This window comes from Streptococcus parapneumoniae, from assembly GCF_037076355.1.
Lineage (GTDB): Bacteria > Bacillota > Bacilli > Lactobacillales > Streptococcaceae > Streptococcus > Streptococcus parapneumoniae.
Window position 1 is genome coordinate 1,535,045 of record NZ_AP026968.1, and the last position, 18,237, is coordinate 1,553,281.

Annotated in this window: 23 protein-coding genes; 7 read left to right on the plus strand and 16 right to left on the minus strand. The window is 37.8% G+C overall.

All coding sequences use genetic code 11. From position 1 onward, the window contains the following. Together SP4011_RS07945 and SP4011_RS07950 are read right to left on the minus strand one after the other, a co-directional pair. A complete protein-coding gene (locus SP4011_RS07945; protein WP_338618673.1) occupies positions 1-702 on the minus strand; it encodes an ABC transporter ATP-binding protein in 702 nt (233 codons plus the stop codon). Then, positions 686-1,888, minus strand: coding sequence for an efflux RND transporter periplasmic adaptor subunit (locus SP4011_RS07950; protein ID WP_338620411.1), 1,203 nt, complete (start codon positions 1,886-1,888; stop codon positions 686-688). The genes SP4011_RS07945 and SP4011_RS07950 overlap by 17 nt, the downstream gene beginning before the upstream one ends. A 289-nt stretch (positions 1,889-2,177) precedes the next feature. On the opposite strand from SP4011_RS07950, the gene gor reads away from it, so the two are divergent. Beyond that, the gene (gene gor, locus SP4011_RS07955; RefSeq protein ID WP_338618674.1) at positions 2,178-3,524 is read left to right on the plus strand and encodes a glutathione-disulfide reductase; all 1,347 of its coding nucleotides are present in this window, start codon (positions 2,178-2,180) and stop codon (positions 3,522-3,524) included. A 165-nt stretch (positions 3,525-3,689) separates the two neighbouring features. Here the strand turns inward: gor and SP4011_RS07960 are convergent, their stop codons facing one another. From SP4011_RS07960 to SP4011_RS07975, 4 genes are all read right to left on the minus strand, one after another. Beyond that, positions 3,690-4,190, minus strand: a complete 501-nt coding sequence (locus SP4011_RS07960) for a hypothetical protein (protein ID WP_338618675.1) — start codon at positions 4,188-4,190, stop codon at positions 3,690-3,692. Next, positions 4,187-4,810, minus strand: coding sequence for an ATP-binding cassette domain-containing protein (locus tag SP4011_RS07965; RefSeq protein WP_000151028.1), 624 nt, complete (start codon positions 4,808-4,810; stop codon positions 4,187-4,189). The genes SP4011_RS07960 and SP4011_RS07965 overlap by 4 nt, the downstream gene beginning before the upstream one ends. After that, positions 4,807-6,789, minus strand: coding sequence for an ABC transporter permease (locus SP4011_RS07970; protein WP_338618676.1), 1,983 nt, complete (start codon positions 6,787-6,789; stop codon positions 4,807-4,809). The genes SP4011_RS07965 and SP4011_RS07970 overlap by 4 nt, the downstream gene beginning before the upstream one ends. Before the next feature lie 66 nt (positions 6,790-6,855). Then, positions 6,856-7,161 (minus strand): hypothetical protein, encoded by a 306-nt coding sequence (locus SP4011_RS07975; RefSeq protein ID WP_338618677.1) that lies wholly within the window; start codon positions 7,159-7,161, stop codon positions 6,856-6,858. A gap of 356 nt (positions 7,162-7,517) precedes the next feature. On the opposite strand from SP4011_RS07975, the gene SP4011_RS07980 reads away from it, so the two are divergent. Further along, a complete protein-coding gene (locus SP4011_RS07980; protein ID WP_338618679.1) occupies positions 7,518-8,054 on the plus strand; it encodes a biotin transporter BioY in 537 nt (178 codons plus the stop codon). Between the two features lie 53 nt (positions 8,055-8,107). Here SP4011_RS07980 and SP4011_RS07985 read toward each other — a convergent pair whose 3' ends face one another. Continuing rightward, entirely contained in the window at positions 8,108-8,323 is a 216-nt protein-coding gene (locus tag SP4011_RS07985; protein WP_000807422.1) for a YdbC family protein, read from the minus strand. Positions 8,324-8,421: 98 nt separating this feature from the next. Here SP4011_RS07985 and SP4011_RS07990 point away from each other — a divergent pair, with 98 nt between their 5' ends. Beyond that, entirely contained in the window at positions 8,422-8,742 is a 321-nt protein-coding gene (locus SP4011_RS07990; RefSeq protein WP_173253916.1) for a hypothetical protein, read from the plus strand. A 30-nt stretch (positions 8,743-8,772) separates the two neighbouring features. Here SP4011_RS07990 and SP4011_RS07995 read toward each other — a convergent pair whose 3' ends face one another. From SP4011_RS07995 to rpsP, 6 genes are all read right to left on the minus strand, one after another. Continuing rightward, complete coding sequence (locus SP4011_RS07995; protein WP_001196040.1) at positions 8,773-9,111, minus strand: ATP cone domain-containing protein; 339 nt, start codon at positions 9,109-9,111, stop codon at positions 8,773-8,775. An 11-nt stretch (positions 9,112-9,122) separates the two neighbouring features. Continuing rightward, on the minus strand, positions 9,123-9,842 hold the full coding sequence (trmD, locus tag SP4011_RS08000; RefSeq protein ID WP_261232400.1) for a tRNA (guanosine(37)-N1)-methyltransferase TrmD: 720 nt from the start codon (positions 9,840-9,842) through the stop codon (positions 9,123-9,125). Continuing rightward, positions 9,832-10,350, minus strand: a complete 519-nt coding sequence (gene rimM / locus SP4011_RS08005) for a ribosome maturation factor RimM (RefSeq protein ID WP_057487241.1) — start codon at positions 10,348-10,350, stop codon at positions 9,832-9,834. The genes trmD and rimM overlap by 11 nt, the downstream gene beginning before the upstream one ends. Positions 10,351-10,380: 30 nt before the next feature. Then, the gene (locus SP4011_RS08010; protein WP_338618689.1) at positions 10,381-11,169 is read right to left on the minus strand and encodes an alpha/beta hydrolase; all 789 of its coding nucleotides are present in this window, start codon (positions 11,167-11,169) and stop codon (positions 10,381-10,383) included. A gap of 206 nt (positions 11,170-11,375) precedes the next feature. Beyond that, complete coding sequence (kphA, locus tag SP4011_RS08015) at positions 11,376-11,615, minus strand: RNA-binding protein KphA (RefSeq protein WP_000379620.1); 240 nt, start codon at positions 11,613-11,615, stop codon at positions 11,376-11,378. Between the two features lie 19 nt (positions 11,616-11,634). Continuing rightward, positions 11,635-11,907, minus strand: a complete 273-nt coding sequence (rpsP, locus tag SP4011_RS08020; RefSeq protein ID WP_049511451.1) for a 30S ribosomal protein S16 — start codon at positions 11,905-11,907, stop codon at positions 11,635-11,637. Between the two features lie 802 nt (positions 11,908-12,709). On the opposite strand from rpsP, the gene SP4011_RS08025 reads away from it, so the two are divergent. The 4 genes from SP4011_RS08025 (at position 12,710) to SP4011_RS08040 (ending at position 14,915) form a co-directional block, all read left to right on the plus strand. Beyond that, positions 12,710-13,306 (plus strand): DUF3796 domain-containing protein, encoded by a 597-nt coding sequence (locus SP4011_RS08025; protein WP_338618692.1) that lies wholly within the window; start codon positions 12,710-12,712, stop codon positions 13,304-13,306. 2 nt (positions 13,307-13,308) lie between these two features. Further along, positions 13,309-13,533 carry a helix-turn-helix transcriptional regulator gene (locus SP4011_RS08030; protein ID WP_117304888.1) on the plus strand — a complete coding sequence of 75 codons (225 nt, stop codon included), beginning with the start codon at positions 13,309-13,311 and terminating at the stop codon, positions 13,531-13,533. Positions 13,534-13,808: 275 nt separating this feature from the next. Next, positions 13,809-13,931 carry a hypothetical protein gene (locus SP4011_RS08035; protein WP_338618694.1) on the plus strand — a complete coding sequence of 41 codons (123 nt, stop codon included), beginning with the start codon at positions 13,809-13,811 and terminating at the stop codon, positions 13,929-13,931. Positions 13,932-14,111: 180 nt separating this feature from the next. Next, positions 14,112-14,915: a peptidylprolyl isomerase gene (locus SP4011_RS08040; RefSeq protein ID WP_338618696.1), complete on the plus strand. Its 804-nt coding sequence runs from the start codon at positions 14,112-14,114 to the stop codon at positions 14,913-14,915. Between the two features lie 53 nt (positions 14,916-14,968). Here SP4011_RS08040 and SP4011_RS08045 read toward each other — a convergent pair whose 3' ends face one another. From SP4011_RS08045 to rlmN, 3 genes are all read right to left on the minus strand, one after another. Further along, entirely contained in the window at positions 14,969-16,510 is a 1,542-nt protein-coding gene (locus SP4011_RS08045; RefSeq protein WP_338618697.1) for an ABC-F family ATP-binding cassette domain-containing protein, read from the minus strand. Positions 16,511-16,671: 161 nt separating this feature from the next. Next, complete coding sequence (locus tag SP4011_RS08050; RefSeq protein ID WP_338618698.1) at positions 16,672-17,145, minus strand: VanZ family protein; 474 nt, start codon at positions 17,143-17,145, stop codon at positions 16,672-16,674. After that, positions 17,145-18,230, minus strand: a complete 1,086-nt coding sequence (gene rlmN, locus SP4011_RS08055; protein WP_000804762.1) for a 23S rRNA (adenine(2503)-C(2))-methyltransferase RlmN — start codon at positions 18,228-18,230, stop codon at positions 17,145-17,147. Before rlmN ends, SP4011_RS08050 begins: the two co-directional genes overlap by 1 nt. Positions 18,231-18,237 lie beyond the last annotated feature (7 nt).

The window sequence follows — 18,237 nt, forward strand, 5'->3', positions numbered from 1 at the left end:
TTAGTTTTCCTCCTTTTCTAACTGAGCACTATCAGATGAAATAACTCCATCGCGAATGACAATCTGACGTTTGGCATAAGCAGCTATTTCAGGCTCATGCGTTACCATGATAATGGTTTTTCCTTCTTTATTCAAGTCAAGCAATAGTTGCATAATTTGATTCCCTGTTTTGGTATCCAAGGCTCCTGTCGGTTCGTCTGCTAGGATAATAGAAGGATTGTTTACCAAGGCACGCGCAATAGCCACACGTTGCTTTTGACCACCAGATAATTCCGAAGGCAAATGGTGACTACGTTCTGTCAATTCAACCTTATCTAAATACTCCTCAGCCAACTTGCGCCGTTTTGAAGCCGAAACTCCCGCGTAAATCAAGGGCAATTCTACATTTTGCAGAGCATTAAGTTTGGATAGAAGAAAGAACTGCTGAAAAACAAATCCGATTTGTTGGTTGCGGACCTTGGCTAGTTGTTTTTCACCAAGTCCAGCTACTTCTTGGCCTTCAAGATAATATTCTCCACTGGTTGGTGTATCCAACATGCCAATCGTATTCATCAGCGTAGACTTACCAGAACCAGACGGTCCCATGATGGCAACAAACTCACCCTCATTCACTTCTAGGTTGATGTTTTTGAGAACCTGCAGTTCTTGGTCACCATTACGGTAACTTCTGCAGATATTTTTTAGACTAATTAGTTGCTTCATCAGCCTTCACCTCTTTTCCTTCCTCTAGAGAAGACGTTGGGTTACTGATGACCTTGACTCCATTTGTCAGACCTGAAGTGATTTCTTGGTTGTCTGCATCAGCATTGCCCAAACCAACTTCCACTTTCTTGGCCTTTTTCTGCTCGTCAAGCACCCAGACATAGTTCTTATCATTTTCAGTCACAATACTTGTTAGAGGAACCAAAATAGCTTTACTCTTATTCTTGACCTCAACACTTACTGAGAATCCTTGTTTCAAATCACCGATTTCACTTGTAACATCAATAGTATATGGATATTTAGAACCAGAATTACCACCTGCTGCGGCAGTAGCTGCACTTGCTGCTTCACCATTGTTTTTAGGGTAGTCAGAAATGTAGCTAATCTTACCAGTCCAGCTCTTATCTTGGTAAACTTTAGAAGTAAAGGTTACTTCTTGTCCTACAGAGAGGTTGGCAAGGTTATATTCAGATAGTTCCCCCTTAACTTGCAAGTTTTCATTGCTAACGACATGAACTACCACCTGGCTAGCTCCAGTTGGAGATTTAGAAACATTACGGTTGACTTCGACCACAGTTCCCTCTAAGGTACTGAGAACCGTCATTGCATCCAACTGACTTTGAGCCTTGCTTAATTGCGCTGCTGCATCTGCACGAGCATCACGAGCATCACCTAGTTGTGCATCAATAGAGGATACCGAATTTCCTGAGACTGGAGCTGCAGTTTGGGCTGCAGCTCCTTCTCCTCCTGCTGGTACTGGTAACTGGGGAGCTGAAGCAGCTTCATTTCGTGCTTGATTGAGTTCGTTGATATGACGATCTGCCTTAGCAACTGCTCGACTCGCTGAATCATAGGCCGCCTGGGCTTCTGAACTACTGTACTTGACTAAAGCCTGTCCTTCACTGACTTTATCACCCACAGAAACAAGGATTTCATCTAAATCACCCTTACTAGCATCAAAATAAACATATTGTTCATTTTTTGCTGTTACTGTCCCTGACAATAAAACAGAGGATGCCACGCTTCCTTCCTTGGCAACAACAAGATGAGTAGCCTCATCTTTTACAGCAGTCTGAGAAGGTTGTCTAAAGAGTAAAATCCCCCCAGCACCCAATACAACTACACTTGCAGCACCGATTGCTGCATACAATTGCCACTTTTTAGATTTACCATTCTTTTTCATAATGAAACTCCTTTTTGATTTAAAGTTCTTAACAATATTATACAAAAATTATCAATTTGAAACAATAACATTTCAGAACGAAATAATGACATTTCAGGATTTAATTATTGTTCGGAATTTATTTCGCAATCATTGTACTAGTTATATAATACACTTTATTTTTCTTTTTTGCAAGCCTTTTCTTTAATTTTTTTGAACGTAGCAGATTTTTGCAATCAAATCAAAAAAAAGATAGAATATGACTATCAAAAAATGATACTCTTCTATTTAAAAGAGTACAAAGGAGTTTTCAATGAGAGAATACGATATCATCGCTATCGGTGGAGGTAGCGGAGGAATTGCTTCCATGAACCGTGCTGGTGAACACGGAGCTAAAGCAGCCGTTATTGAGGAAAAGAAACTAGGTGGAACCTGTGTCAATGTCGGTTGTGTTCCTAAAAAAATCATGTGGTACGGGGCGCAAATCGCTGAGACTTTCCATCAATTTAGAGAAGACTACGGCTTTAAGACTACTAATCTTAACTTTGACTTTGCAACCCTACGTCGCAATCGTGAAGCCTACATTGATCGCGCTCGTTCTTCTTATGATGGCAGTTTTAAACGTAACGGTGTAGACTTGATTGAAGGCCATGCTGAATTTGTAGATTCTCATACTGTCAGCGTAAATGGTGAACTGATTCGTGCTAAACATATCGTGATTGCTACTGGTGCCCATCCAAGTATTCCAAATATTCCTGGTGCTGAGCTAGGTGGCTCTTCTGATGATGTATTTGCCTGGGAAGAACTTCCAGAGTCAGTCGCTATTCTAGGCGCTGGTTATATCGCCGTTGAATTGGCTGGCGTACTTCACACCTTTGGTGTCAAGACAGACCTCTTTGTTCGCCGCGATCGTCCTTTACGTGGTTTTGATTCTTATATCGTTGAAGGTTTGGTCAAGGAAATGGAAAGAACAAACTTACCACTTCATACTCACAAAGTCCCTGTCAAGTTAGAAAAAACTGCTGAAGGCATTACCATTCATTTTGAAGATGGTACTAGTCACACAGCTAGCCAAGTTATCTGGGCTACGGGTCGCCGTCCAAACGTTAAGGGCTTGCAACTTGAAAAAGCTGGAGTCACTCTGAACGAACGTGGCTTTATCCAAGTGGATGAATACCAAAATACTGTTGTTGAAGGAATCTACGCTCTAGGTGATGTAACAGGTGAAAAGGAACTGACTCCAGTTGCTATCAAGGCTGGGCGTACTTTATCTGAACGTCTCTTTAACGGAAAAACAACTGCTAAAATGGACTACTCAACTATTCCAACCGTTGTCTTTTCACACCCTGCTATCGGAACGGTTGGATTGACCGAAGAGCAAGCTATTAAAGAATACGGTCAAGACCAAATCAAGGTTTACAAATCAAGCTTTGCATCTATGTACTCTGCCGTTACTAGCAATAGACAAGAATCCCGTTTCAAACTCATAACAGCTGGTCCAGAAGAAAAAGTTGTCGGACTTCATGGAATTGGCTACGGCGTTGATGAAATGATTCAGGGATTTGCTGTTGCTATCAAAATGGGAGCAACCAAGGCTGACTTTGATGCAACTGTGGCGATTCACCCAACTGCATCCGAAGAATTTGTAACCATGCGTTAATCAAAACAAAAGAAGCAGAGCAAAAAACACTTCTAAATATCAAAAAGCGAGTATTTCCGTAGTTGGAGATACTCGTTTTCTTATGTCTTATTTTATAGTATGTTGAAATAAGATATGCAAAAATCAATTAACAAACCATAGCAAAATACAAGGATTATAATACAATCATTTGTTCTTTTCTTTAAAAGATTCATATATTTTTTTATATAACTCTTTTATATCTTTTTTCTGAGAATTCAACTCTTCTTTACCGTAGTCAAAGTTTGCTACCACAAATCCCTCGTCAGCATCAGAAAAAGTAAAAAACTCTATTTCAATTAGTTTATTATGCTTAGAGTCCTCTATAGTGTCTCCTAAATCATTATTGAATTTCTTCACTTCTTCTTCACGAACTCCGAATCCCGTAGCAGCTCCATTTGCAATGATGTTTGAAAATACTTCTTCAGAAGACTCTGATTCTTTCACAGTTATGAAGTATATAGCCTCTTCCGTTTCTACTTGTCTCACTTTATTCCATTTTTCTGTATCACTAGAAGAAAGCGTATAGACTGTTAACTCTACCGTTGGCTTATTGATATTTTCTTTTGTAATCATTTGTTTTCCAAAAAAGAAGAAGGCAAGTAACCCAGCTACAAAGATCAAAGCAATATAAATTATCTTTTTCATACATTATACCCTATATCTTTCATGTCAATTATCACATCAACTTCGTTATAGACAGCTGGATCATGCGTCGCTATTATAACATATTTATCTTCATCTTTTTCATTTAATAACAAACGAATGATTTCTTTTCCAATCTCACCATCTAAAGCTCCTGTGGGCTCATCTGCTAAAATAATTTTACGTGGTTTCATTAACATTCTGGCAATAGCTACACGTTGAGCCTGCCCACCAGACAATTCGTATATTTTTTGATGTAAATAGTCACTTGACAGTCCTACTTTTTCAAGTACGTCAGTTATTGTTTTTTTGTCTTTAGTGATAAGGCTCAGATTATCATATACTGTTTTGTTATCTATTAAAGAATAATTCTGAAATACATATCCAACAGTATTTTTAAAAAAAGTTCTTTCTTTTATCTTCCAAATATCTTGTTTATCAACTAAAACATTCCCACTGTCAATTTTTTCTAATCTTCCTATAATATTAAGAAGGGTACTTTTACCGGAGCCAGAACCTCCAATCAATGCATAGCTTTTTCCAGATTCAAATATTAAATTTAAGTCTGTAAAGATCTTCTTTGAGCCGAAACTCTTTGAAACGTTCAAAAGGTCAATTGTCATGATTCATCTCCTTTTAAAATTTTAGTGTAGCTTTCAGATAATTTCCTAAAACTCATTATGATTGACAACATCAAAACTAGCAGAGAAGCCACTCCAATATATAGCAACTCTATTTGCCCTGTCATAAGAAATGTAAATAGAATAACCATTGTAATAGTCATCATAAAATATTTGAGACTTGAAATTGCTATATATGTTTTTGACAGACCCAAAATGATTTTTTTCACATATTCATTCTGTTTTAGAGTAATAAAAAGTTGGACATATTGATAAATGAGTATAAAGACAATACTGTAAATTATCTTCTGCAAGATTTGTGATAGTAGAATTTGGTGCTCTAAGGATTGAATCTTTAATTTCACAATTTGGTAAACATCTACTGGATTCATTGAGAAATTCAACGGGACAGTCATCTCATTTATTTTTTTTACCGCTTCAGGACTAAAAAGAGATTTATATAGTATGTTACTAGCCAAAGAAAACTTATTATTTTCCATCATTTTGTCCGTATCTAACACAACAACTATATTATCTTTGCTATCTGCTACATTTGCCAGCGGTAAAATATCTTTCATTTTAAGATTATTATCAGCATCTTCATTAAAATAAAAAATTTTTTCCCCATCAGGAATTATTTGTACTGCAAGCTGTTCTTTTGTATAATTTGTTCCAATAAATTGTTCTGCTACAACTGTATTCTCAATAGATTTCTGGTTTTCTTTCCACTTCTCAGGAATATAGATAGTTGCTATCTTATTATCTAAAAGATGATAGTTTGTTCCATTCACTTTATTTTGTAGGTTAGCACCTGTTTGGTTGATATAAATTAACTCTTTATTTATTTCTGGATTCGTTATCCCATCATTTTCTAATTGTTTAGAAAAATTTTCTATAACATGCGAAGTTTTCATGAAATCTGGAACATATGCCGAAGATCGTTCTATATATAAGAAATCTAAGTTTTTTAAGGCAGCAACTATCTGTAGATACTGACCATCTGAATCATTAACTTCTCCATTTTTAGTAGAGTTACTTTCAATTCCAAGGAACTCAATCCTTCTCCAGTCTTTTACTGTATCCCATGGTACTAAATTCTGTATCTGTATGTTAATACTAGATTGACTACTCTTTGTTTCTTGTAAAAAAATTCCTGAGACAAGGATGATAATCGAAATAATAGCAAGCCATACGACAAAAATAAGCTTGTTTTTTGCCTTGTTTTTGATAATTTCAATGGGCTTTTCAATCTGAATCGTCAACCAAAATAAAACAAAAGTAATAAGATCAATGATTTGAAATAGTATAAAATTCGTTAAAAGCAGAGAGAAAAATAACTTAGAACTATAGGTGAAGAAACCATTACCCAAAAAAGAACTGTAAGAAATCATCAATAAAGCCATCATAATCAGTTCAAAAATAAGAGAAATGACATACTCTCTTCTAAGGTCGTATACAGGCAAGCCCAAAGAACGTCGTATCACTCCTTCTTTGATCTGCCTCGTCCTAACAACAAATAAAACAACTAATAAAGTTAAGTAAATTGAACCCATTAACAGTATTCTTAAAGTTCCAGTAAATTGTAATATTCCTCCTATATACCAAGGATAAGCCATATATACTGTTTGTAGTCCAGTCATCGTAAGTGGTTTCAAACTGTCTACATCTATTTTCCCAAGTGTGTAATACATCCCTACTATTGGTGCTGACTTTAATTGTTCATTATTTACATCATCAAAGTTTACATACTTCAACTGACCCGAACTCTGAACGATTGGCTTGTAAATGGTAACCTTTTCCGTTTTTGATAAGTCACGAACCATTTCGTATATTTCGTTATTAGAAAGATTACTTTTTCCTTGGATAGAAAAAGCACCATCAATTGGTAAAGGTATGGGGATTTCGGTATCACTAATAGTGACCAGACCAATTGTAGCAATCAAACAAAAGAAGAATCCAATGATACATAATTTTAATTTCATAAGCAATTACCATATGACAAAAGACTCTATTTTATAATTGGGTCTCTTGTTTTCATAAATTATTTTTTAAAATCTATAATAATCCCAATATGCATTTAAGCGAACATCGTTCCAAGATTTTGTTGCACTTGAATATGTCCATCTATAATCTTTTTTATCGTGAACTTTAACTGTTCCCCAAAAATTCGTTACTGAAGATTTTGATCCAATATTATTTGAAGAACTAACAAAGTAATTCGAATAACCATAGTTATCATTTACACCATATTCCCATACATCAATAATGGGACTTGGAGCAGGGTGTGCTGTAGTTTCACTACCAACACTAGCTGTAGTAGCAAATCCAAAACTGAAAAAACTTGTAGCCAGCAAAATGAACTTCTTCTTAGTAAATTTTTTGTATTTTACTTCTCCTTGAATTATAATATTTGACAAAAACTCAGTAATAATTCTCTATTTTAAAATTGAACACATTTATTTGTAAGCGTTTATAATATTAATTTAATACTAATATTTTAGTTTGTCAAGTATTTATAGTATATTTTTTATTGATAAAATGAGATTATCTATAAAGGCGATTTACAAATCGATAAAAAACAATTATCCAACTTCTCTTGTGAATCAAATCGTCTGTTACAATTTTTGTTACCTTGTTTTTAAAAATAGGTTGACAATGATTCCTCTACGAGTATAATAGTTACTATATATCAGAAAAGAGGTTAACTATTTTGAAAAAAGCTCACGTTTATGCCATCCCTGCTATTGGGGCTGCTCTCATTGCTGTTTTGGCACAAATCAGTCTTCCAATTGGACCCGTCCCCTTCACTCTGCAAAACTTTGCTATCGGCTTGATTGCTACTGTCTTTAGACCAAGAGAGGCTGTACTTTCTGTTGGACTCTATCTTCTTCTAGGTGCTATCGGTCTTCCTGTCTTTGCAGGAGGTGGGGCAGGATTGCAGGCGTTGGTTGGTCCTACTGCGGGTTATCTTTGGTTTTATCTTGTATACTCTGGACTTACTTCCTCCCTAACTAACAGCAAGAGTGGTGTTGTCAAGATTTTTCTTGCCAACCTCTTGGGTGATGCCCTTGTCTTTATCGGAGGGATTCTTAGCTTGCATTTCCTAGCTGGAATGGCATTTGAAAAAGCTCTTGTTGTGGGGGTATTTCCCTTTATCATTCCAGACCTTGGTAAACTTCTGGCTATTAGTTTTATTAGCCGTCCACTACTTCAACGCCTTAAAAATCAGGCTTACTCTGCTAACTAAAAAAGGATATCGAGTTATCATGACTCAGTATCCTTTTCTTTCATTTTGAAAACTTAGTTGCCTTTAAAGGCATCCACCATCGTTTGAAATTCTTCATTAGAGAGAGTAATTCCTTTGCCCATTTTAGTATGATCTGGACTCCAAGCACGAATATCAAACTTTGCAGGGGCTCCATTAAAGCTCACACGGTTGATTTCCTTGGTCCAACCTTTTTCGTTTTCAGAAAGAGTCAACAAGTGCTCTTCGATTTCAAATGTAAATTCTGCCATTTTCTTCTCCTTTTTTAGCTTTCATTAGTTTATTCGTAAAATCTTGTAGATTTTAGGAAAATTTTATATAATATTGATATAAAAGAAGGGAGGCCAATATGAGACATAAATTCCAGCAAGTTCTAGGTAAAATACATGACTTTTTAAATGGACATGAAGAACCAGATCAGACTGAAAGCAACTCCCTTACAACCACTATTGAAGAGGCTATCCAGAAACAAACCGCTGTTCACCTTATCTTGTCTGAGACAAGCTTTACAGGTGACATCATCAAATACGATCAGCAAGGACAGCAAATTATCGTGAAAAATTTTGCCAAAAATGTGACCCGTATTATCCGCATAAGCGATATTCAACGCCTGCGATTTGTCCCTTCAACTGTCCAAACAGCCCAAAAAAATAGATTTAAGAAAGAGTGAGATGTAGTTGCTTCATCCCACTCTTTTTTCTTAGCGAATTTGTTCAAAATGTAAATGAACTGCGATATGATCTCCATAACCACTTCTTTCCAAGTCACGTTGTAGACGATAGGAAATGTAGTGTTCTGCAATGGTAATGTAACCTGCACCCAATAAACGATGTTCAACCATAGATTGAATCATACTGATAGTCGCACGTTCCACCTTGGCCTCTTCCAAATCCAAAACCACTTTCTTAGTGACTTGTGCAAGGTTTTGACGCAAATCATCTGTCAATACATAGACAGTCTGGGCTGCCTTTAAGATGGCTTGGTAAATCTTATCTGGATTAAATTCAGCAATTTCTCCATCACGTTTGATTACTTGCATAGGTTTCTCCTTTATTCTTTGTTTTCTTTGATTTCTGCCAGCATTTTTTCTTCTTCTGCTGTCAGTTGATAATGTTCAAGCAAATCCGGTCTGCGTTCGTAGGTTTTCTTCAAACTCTCATACAATCGCCACTGACGAATCTTTTCATGGTGCCCGCTCATCAGAACATCTGGGACAACCATGCCTCGATAATCATAAGGGCGTGTGTACTGAGGGTATTCGAGAAGGCCTGAAGAAAAACTATCATCTTGGTGGCTAGACTCCTTGCCAATCACTTCTGGAATCAGGCGTACCGTAGCATCAATCATGGTCATAGCCGCCAATTCCCCACCAGTCAAGACATAGTCGCCCAGGGAGATCTCATCTGTCACCAAGGTCTTAATGCGCTCATCATAACCCTCGTAGTGCCCACAGATAAAGATTAGCTCTTCCTCTTGAGCTAAATCCTCAGCATAGGCCTGATCGAACTGTTTCCCTGCAGGATCGAGAAGGATGACGCGAGGATTTTTCTTTTCAATAGCATCAAAGGCATCGAAAATAGGTTGGACTCGGAGCAGCATCCCCTGACCGCCTCCGTAGGGCTCATCGTCGACATGGCGGGCCTTTTCAGCATTTTCTCGAAAATTATGATACTGGATATCCAAGAGCCCTTTTTCACGAGCCTTTCCAACAATTGAGTGCTCTAGCGGAGAAAACATCTCTGGAAAAAGGGTTAAAATATCAATCTTCATCGTCTAACCCTTCTAAGATTTCCACATCGACGCGGTTATTTGGAATATCAACATTGAGAACCACTGGTGGGATATAAGGCAATAATAAATCACGCTTGCCTTTTCGCTTGACCACCCAGACATCGTTGGCACCTGGTTGCAGGATTTCCTTGATGGTTCCAATCAAGTTATCACCCTCATAGACTTCCAAACCGATAATCTCGTGATAATAAAATTCACCATCGTCTAGGTCATTCAAATCTTCCTCAGCAACCTTGAGACTGTATCCCTTGTACTTTTCGATAGCGTTGATATGGTACATATCTTTGAATTTAATAATGTCAAAGTTCTTCTGTTTACGGTGACTAGCGATGGTCACTGTTTGAACAAACTGATCTTTTTCATCAAACAAAGCCAGCTCAGTACCTTTTTTAAACCGTTCTTCTGCAAAATCTGTCACAGACAAGACTCGCATCTCACCCTGTAACCCTTGCGTATTGACGATTTTCCCAACATTAAAGTAGTTCATCTTGTCTCCTGTGCTCTCCTTTTTTCCATCTTATTCTGACAATTCTCGAATAATAGCCGCAATTTTTTCCGATTCTGACCATTGTAAATAATGGTGATTCCCTCCTAAAATGAGTTTAGTATTGGAAGTACAATATTCTGATTCTCTGTACTCTTTTTCTCTATAAGGCTGACAAAAAATAAATACAGGGATATAAGATTCTATAGATACATTCTCAAAATCTTCCTCAGTAATCTCTCCAGATATCTGAAATTCTGGATTTTGCTTTTCCAACTCTAAGCCTTTTTCTTGCATTATTTCCCAGATTTCTTTATTCGTTTCAGGACTAAATGTTGCTTGAGTTAAGTTCTTAAAATAAAGTTCAGGACCACACTCCTCAATCAGCCTCATCTGCTCTTCCATTTCTGGATAAGGATTTTCTGAAAAATCAGCAAACATGACGTTTTTAGTTGTCGGTTCAATTGCTACTAAAGCCTGACACTTAATTGGTTTGTTGAGCAATTTACAAGCTAAAATTCCACTCAAACTATGTACACAAAGTATATATTCAGAAATCCCTAATTCTTCAAGTACTTCATAAACTGCATCTACAAGATTATCCAGATTTTTGTCAGATTGGTCATGAATCGGACTCCTACCTGTGTTCGGAAAATCAATTGTCAAATAACCAATTGTAGGAGGAAGTTTTTCAAGTATAAGTGAAAAATTTTCATAACTTGGTAGCAAACCTGCGCCACTTAAACAAACTAGCATTTTCTTTTGCTTTTGATAAGTAACAGAGAGACTACCAATTTCTGTAGATACTTCAATCCTCTTCATAAAGAAATCCACTCATTCTATATAATGAATTATTAAAAATCCTTATCCTTTATTTTATCACGTTCCAAAGATTTTCTCAAGTTGGAGGAAGGGGACAACATCTCTACTTTCCATTCAAAAATCCTTCCAAATCACGTTCATGTTGGTACTTAATGGATGCAATTTTACACTTCTCGCAAAAAAGCGAGACATTCGTCCCGCTCTTCTTATTTTTCATCAATAACGATTCTTACTTTTTTGTCTTCAGTTGGGACAGAGTAGACAATCGTTCTTATCGCAGAAATAGTGCGACCCTTACGACCGATTACACGACCCACATCGCTTTGATCAAGATTCAAATGATATTCCAAAAATTCTGGTGTATCTTCAATCTTGATAGTTAAGGCATCTGGTTGTGAAATCAAGGGTTTCACAATCGCAATAATGAGATTTTCAATCGTATCCATCTGTCAACCTACTTTAAACTTATTTTGCGAATTTAGAATCGTGGAATTTTTTCAATACGCCTTCTTTTGAAAGGATGTTGCGAACTGTATCTGAAGGTTGAGCTCCATCAGCCAACCATGCAAGAACGCGGTCTTCTTTCAAAGTTACTTGGTTTTCAGCAACAAGTGGGTTGTAAGTTCCAACTGTTTCGATGAAACGTCCGTCACGTGGTGAACGTGAATCTGCTACGTTGATACGGTAGAAAGGTTTTTTCTTAGAACCCATACGAGTCAAACGGATTTTAACTGCCATTTTTAAAGTCTCTTTTCTTATTTTTTATTTCGGTGAAATAGCTGAGCTATTTAGCACATGTTCTATTATAGCAGATTTCTGACAGGTGTCAAGAAAAAAACTTGACAGACTATAAAATTCTTAAACCATTTAGAAATTTGTTAGAAGTAGGAAATAAATGTTTGAAAGAAGCTATCCGTGAATACTATTTTATACTCAATGAAAATCAAAGAACAAACTAGGAAGCTAGCCGCAGGCTGTACTTGAGTACGGCAAGGTAAAGCTGACGTAGTTTGAAGAGATTTTCGAAGAGTATTAGAAACATTTTATAAAGACCACCAAGTTAAGCCCTTCATCTCTCCTGAACGTGATTTGGATGCTTGACTTCTAAATCCCAAGCCCGTTCCCAAACGAAATATCAAGGATTTTAAGAACGATATCTACTAATTAATTTATAAAATATGAATTAATAGATTCTAAATAGGAGAATAATTTAGTTCTGTAAAAATTAACTTCTACACCTACAAAGCTTATTCTGAAAGACTTTATAACAGTCTAAGAAAAAGTAGAGATTCATACAGTATCTAGATTTTCCAAAAATTCTTTATCATCAAATATTATTAACGAAACTATCCAAACCAAATCCGATGCATTGCTTCAAAGAATTCTTTAGTTGTTTGACTAGCGAGGATTTTTATTAAAAAATTTTTTCAAATAATTGCCACCTTGGCACATAAATTCTTGCTTTCTAAATTTAAATGTGATATATTTATAACATAAAATTTAAGTGTTATATATTTATAACATAAAAAAGGAGTCTATCATGAAAAAAAGTCAAAAAATGCGTGGCCTCATTGCAATGATTGCCGTAGCTCTCGTTATTGATTTTATTGTTTTATTTGGTTCTAATCTTAGTTGGGAACCCAAGTTAGTTATTACTGGTATTTCAGTGTCAGGTCAAATTATAGCTATTTGGAGCTGGCTACATATGAAACTATGGTCTCATAAGAGTCAGAAAGGTAAGGGAAAGATTATTTTTAACTTGTCTGCTAAGCTTTACACGATACTTTTGTTTGCAGCAAGTATTTTTTATACAGTAGGAATTTGGGTTGCGACCCCAAGCGAAAGTTCTGGTATTAAAGAATGGATTTTAGGAATTGGCCTCGTTATTGAAGTGATTGTATTTGGTTTTTTCTGTTTGAAAAATGTCAAGGAAACTCCGGACGAACGCTTTTATGCTAATTTAGCCAAGGCAGCTAGCTTGATGTTTGCTTTTATACTAGGCGCACTGATGATCCTAGCAGTTATCATTGGGTATATGGGGTCTCTCACTCTTTACATGGGACAGATCTTTATTAGCATAGCTGCCTTGATTTGCATCTTTGCGGTTGTCTATTTTATCTTGGAACGTAGAGGATAAGCATGGCCAAAGAAAGCAAGATTATTACTAATCTCAAATCTGTTCGTGAGTCCACAGGTATGACCCAGCAGGAGTTAGCCGACCTCATCGGCATGCGACGCGAGACAATTCTGCACTTGGAAAATAACCGTTACAATCCTTCGCTGGAAATGGCTCTTAAAATTGCTCAAGTTTTTAATCTAAAAGTAGAAGACCTCTTTGAACTCAGACAGAAAGAGGAAACATAATTCTTTTCGAGACCTAGTATTCAGTTCATTGATTCATTAGGAATTGAAGCCAAAAGAAAAAATCCTTTGAAAATGTGCTCTTTTAAAATATAGTAATTCTTTCGAATTACGTTTGCTAATTGTGATGCTTTACGAGCTTTCTTAAGATCTGGTTCCCTAAATACTTTGAGTACTCTTATGGCATTGATGCCTCAAAAAATTTAAAAACGCTTGTTGAAAAAGGTTATGCAATCATTGAAACGGCTTTTGATTCACTTGATCATCTAAATGCTACCATGAAAATTAATATTAAAAGCAAGGGAATTACAGGACTTTCTAAAATGAAGGCTACAAATTTGGACCAAGCCCTTCATGAGCATTTTTCAGAAGAAGAATTAGCAATCGTGGCTACAAATTGACTCCAAAGGGGGAGCAGATACTGGAACAATACAAGGGAATTATCCGACCGTCATCCAAAGAAAAATCTCTAAGCAAGCGATTTTTGGATTGACTTTCTCTAAAACTACCTTGTCACTAATATTTGAAATCCACTTCCTTTTAGGGTACAATGGTAGAAATGAATTTTTGAGAGGAACAGAATGAAAAAACTAGCAACCCTTCTTTTACTATCAACTGTAGCCCTAGCTGGGTGTAGCAACATCCAACGCAGTCTACGTGGTGATGACTATGTTGATTCCAGTCTTGCTGCTGAGGAAAGCTCCAAAGCAGCTGCCCAATCTTCCAAGGAATTAAACGATGCTTTAACAAACGAGAATGCCAACTTCCCGCAACTTTCTAAGGAAGTTGCTGAAGATGAAGCCGAAGTGATTCTACACACAAGTCAGGGTGATATTCGCATTAAACTCTTCCCAAAACTCGCTCCTCTAGCGGTTGAAAACTTCCTCACTCATGCCAAAGAAGGCTACTATAACGGCATTACCTTCCACCGTGTCATCGATGGCTTTATGGTTCAAACTGGAGATCCAAAAGGAGACGGTACAGGTGGTCAGTCCATCTGGCATGACAAGGATAAGACAAAAGACAAGGGAACTGGTTTTAAAAACGAGATTACTCCTTATCTCTATAACATCCGTGGTGCTCTTTCTATGGCTAATACTGGTCAACCAAACACCAATGGCAGCCAGTTCTTCATCAACCAAAACTCTACAGATACCTCTGCTAAACTCCCTACAAGCAAGTATCCAAAGAAAATCATTGAAGCCTACAAAGAAGGTGGAAACCCTAGTCTAGATGGCAAACACCCCGTCTTTGGTCAAGTGATTGACGGTATGGATGTTGTAGATAAAATTGCTAAAGCCGAAAAAGATGAAAAAGACAAACCAACGACTGCTATTACTATTGACAGCATCGAAGTGGTGAAAGACTACGATTTTAAATCTTAAAAACCAAAAATACAGTATCCACATTCGGTACTGTATTTCTTTTATCCGTATTTTTAAGTTAGCTTGTTAAAATCCCAGATTTGGTCCATCCAGCCTTCATAAAAGTCTGGTTCGTGACAAACCATAAGAATAGATCCCTTGTATTCTTTAAGAGCACGTTTGAGTTCATCCTTGGCATCCACATCCAAATGGTTGGTCGGCTCGTCCAGCACTAAAACGTTGTTTTCACGATTCATCAAAAGACAGAAACGAACCTTGGCTTGTTCCCCACCTGACAAGACCTGAATTTGGCTTTCAATATGCTTGGTTGTCAGACCACAACGGGCAAGGGCTGCACGGACTTCTGCTTGGTTGAGGGCTGGAAAGGCATTCCAGACAGCTTCAAGAGGAGTTTGGCGATTACCACCTTCTACTTCCTGTTCAAAATAACCGAGTTCTAGGTAGTCACCGCGTTCCACTTCCCCAGCGATTGGCGGGATAATTCCCAAGAGAGACTTCAAGAGAGTTGTTTTCCCGATACCATTAGCACCGATAATGGCAACCTTTTGATTGCGTTCAAAGGTAAGATTTAAAGGCTTGGTCAGAGGACGGTCATAACCAATTTGCAAATCCTTGGCTTGGAAGATAAAGCGTCCTGGTGTACGAGCTGGTTTGAAATCAAAGGATGGTTTTGGTTTCTCACTTTGCAGTTCGATAATATCCATCTTATCCAATTTCTTCTGACGGGACATGGCCATGTTTCGTGTTGCAACACGGGCTTTATTACGAGCGACAAAGTCCTTGAGGTCCGCAATCTCTTTCTGCTGACGTTCGTAGGCTGCCTCTAGCTGAGATTTCTTCATAGCATAGACTTCTTGGAACTGGTAGTAGTCACCAGAGTATCGTGTCAACTGTTGATTTTCCACATGGTAGACAATATTGATAACGTCATTTAGGAATGGAATATCGTGCGAAATAAGGACAAAAGCATTCTCATAGTTTTGGAGATAGCGCTTGAGCCAATCAATATGCTCAGCATCCAAGTAGTTGGTCGGCTCGTCCAACAGCAAGATATCAGGCTTTTCAAGGAGGAGTTTAGCCAAAAGTACCTTGGTTCTTTGCCCACCTGACAAAGAGGTTACATCTGTATCCATGCCAAAGTCCATGACACCAAGGGCGCGAGCTACTTCATCAATCTTAGCATCCAAGGTGTAGAAATCACGACTCTCCAAGCGGTCTTGGAGTTCTCCCACTTCTTCCATGAGGACATCAACATCCGCACCGTCTTCAGCCATTTCCATATAGAGGTCATTGATACGAGCTTCAGCTTTGAAAAGTTCATCAAAGGCCGTACGGAGAACATCGCGCACCGACTGCCCTTCAGCAAGGACGGAGTGCTGATCCAAGTAACCAGCAGTCACATATTTAGACCACTCAACCTTTCCTTCATCTGGCAACATCTTACCAGTCACGATGCTCATAAAAGTTGATTTGCCTTCACCATTGGCACCGACCAGACCAATATGTTCACCCTTGAGGAGACGGAAGGACACATCTTCAAAAATTGCACGGTCACCAAAACCGTGACTCAAATTTTTAACTTCTAAAATACTCATTTTAATTCCTTATCTTGTTTTTATACTCTTCGAAAATCTCTTCAAACCACGTCAGCTTCACCTTGCCGTATATATGTGACTGACTTCGTCAGTCTTATCTACAACCTCAAAACAGTATTTTGAGCAGCCTGCGGCTAGCTTCCTAGTTTGCTCTTTGATTTTCATTGAGTATTATGTAATCGTTTATAAAGTAGCCAAGCCAGATAGCCACCCAAGGTATTGGTCCACAAATCATCAATCTCAAAGACGCGATTGAAATCAAAGAAAAAATCCAAGACTAACTGCGTACACTCGATTCCAAGACTCACTAGAAAACTGATAAGAAGGACCTTTGTTGTTTTCCGCAAGTTTGGAAAGAGATAAAGGAGTTGGAAAATCAGAGGAAAAAGCAAGAAGACATTTAAAATGTTCTGCAAAAAAATCCAAATGACTTGCCCCAAACTAGTCACTTCACCCAGTTTCCAGAAAGAATTAAAAGGAGTCAAAAGAAAAACCAGGCGTCCAAGATGCTGAATACCTGGAGTTTCCACCCCCACGGGAGATTGTTCTTGAGGAGTAAAGCAAAAATAGACAATGCAAATGCTATAGAAAATGACTCCCCAGACCAAAACATGATTATAACTCTTCTTCATCATTAAGGATTGACTGCTGCAACTGCTTTCTGGCGGTCACGTTTCATTGTGTTAGAGCGCAATTGTCCACAAGCTGCATCAATATCTGTACCATGCTCTTGACGAACAACACAGTTAACCCCTTTTTTCTTAAGCGTATCATAGAAAGCCATAACGCGCTCTTTAGGACTACGGCTATATTGGTCATGCTCACTAACTGGGTTATAAGGAATCAAGTTTACATAAGACAATTTCTTGATATTCTTGAGCAATTCAGCCAATTCCAAGGCTTGTTCTACACCGTCGTTGACTTCATTGAGCATGATGTATTCAAAGGTCACACGACGATTGGTTGTTTCGATATAGTACTCAATAGCAGCAAAGAGTTTTTCAATCGGAAAGGCACGGTTAATCTTCATGATGCTTGAGCGCAGTTCATTATTAGGTGCATGAAGGGAAACGGCAAGATTGACCTGAACTCCTTCATTAGCAAAATCACGAATTTTATGGGCCAAACCTGAGGTTGAAACCGTAATGTGACGAGCACCGATGGCCATTCCCTTATCATCATTAATGGTACGAACGAAATTCAAGACATTGTTGTAGTTATCAAAGGGCTCACCGATTCCCATGACAACAATATGACTGACGCGTTCATCCTGACCACGCTCATCAAAGTATTTCTGAACCAGCATGATTTGCGCTACGATTTCACCGTTATTGAGGTCACGTTGTTTCTTAATTAAACCAGAGGCACAGAAGGTACAACCGATATTACAGCCGACCTGAGTGGTCACACAGACAGATAAACCGTAGTGTTGACGCATGAGTACTGTCTCAATCAGCATTCCATCTGGCAATTCAAAGAGATATTTAACGGTCCCATCAGCAGACTCTTGCACGATACGCTGTTTCAAGGGATTGACCACAAACTGATCATTAAGCTTAGCAATCAAATCCTTGGAAAGGTTGGTCATCTCTTCAAATGACTGGACACGTTTACGGTAGAGCCATTCCCAGATTTGATCTGCACGGAATTTCTTTTCTCCTTGCTCCAAAACCCATTCCTGCATGGTTTGACGTGTTAAACTATAAATTGACGGTTTCATTTCTACT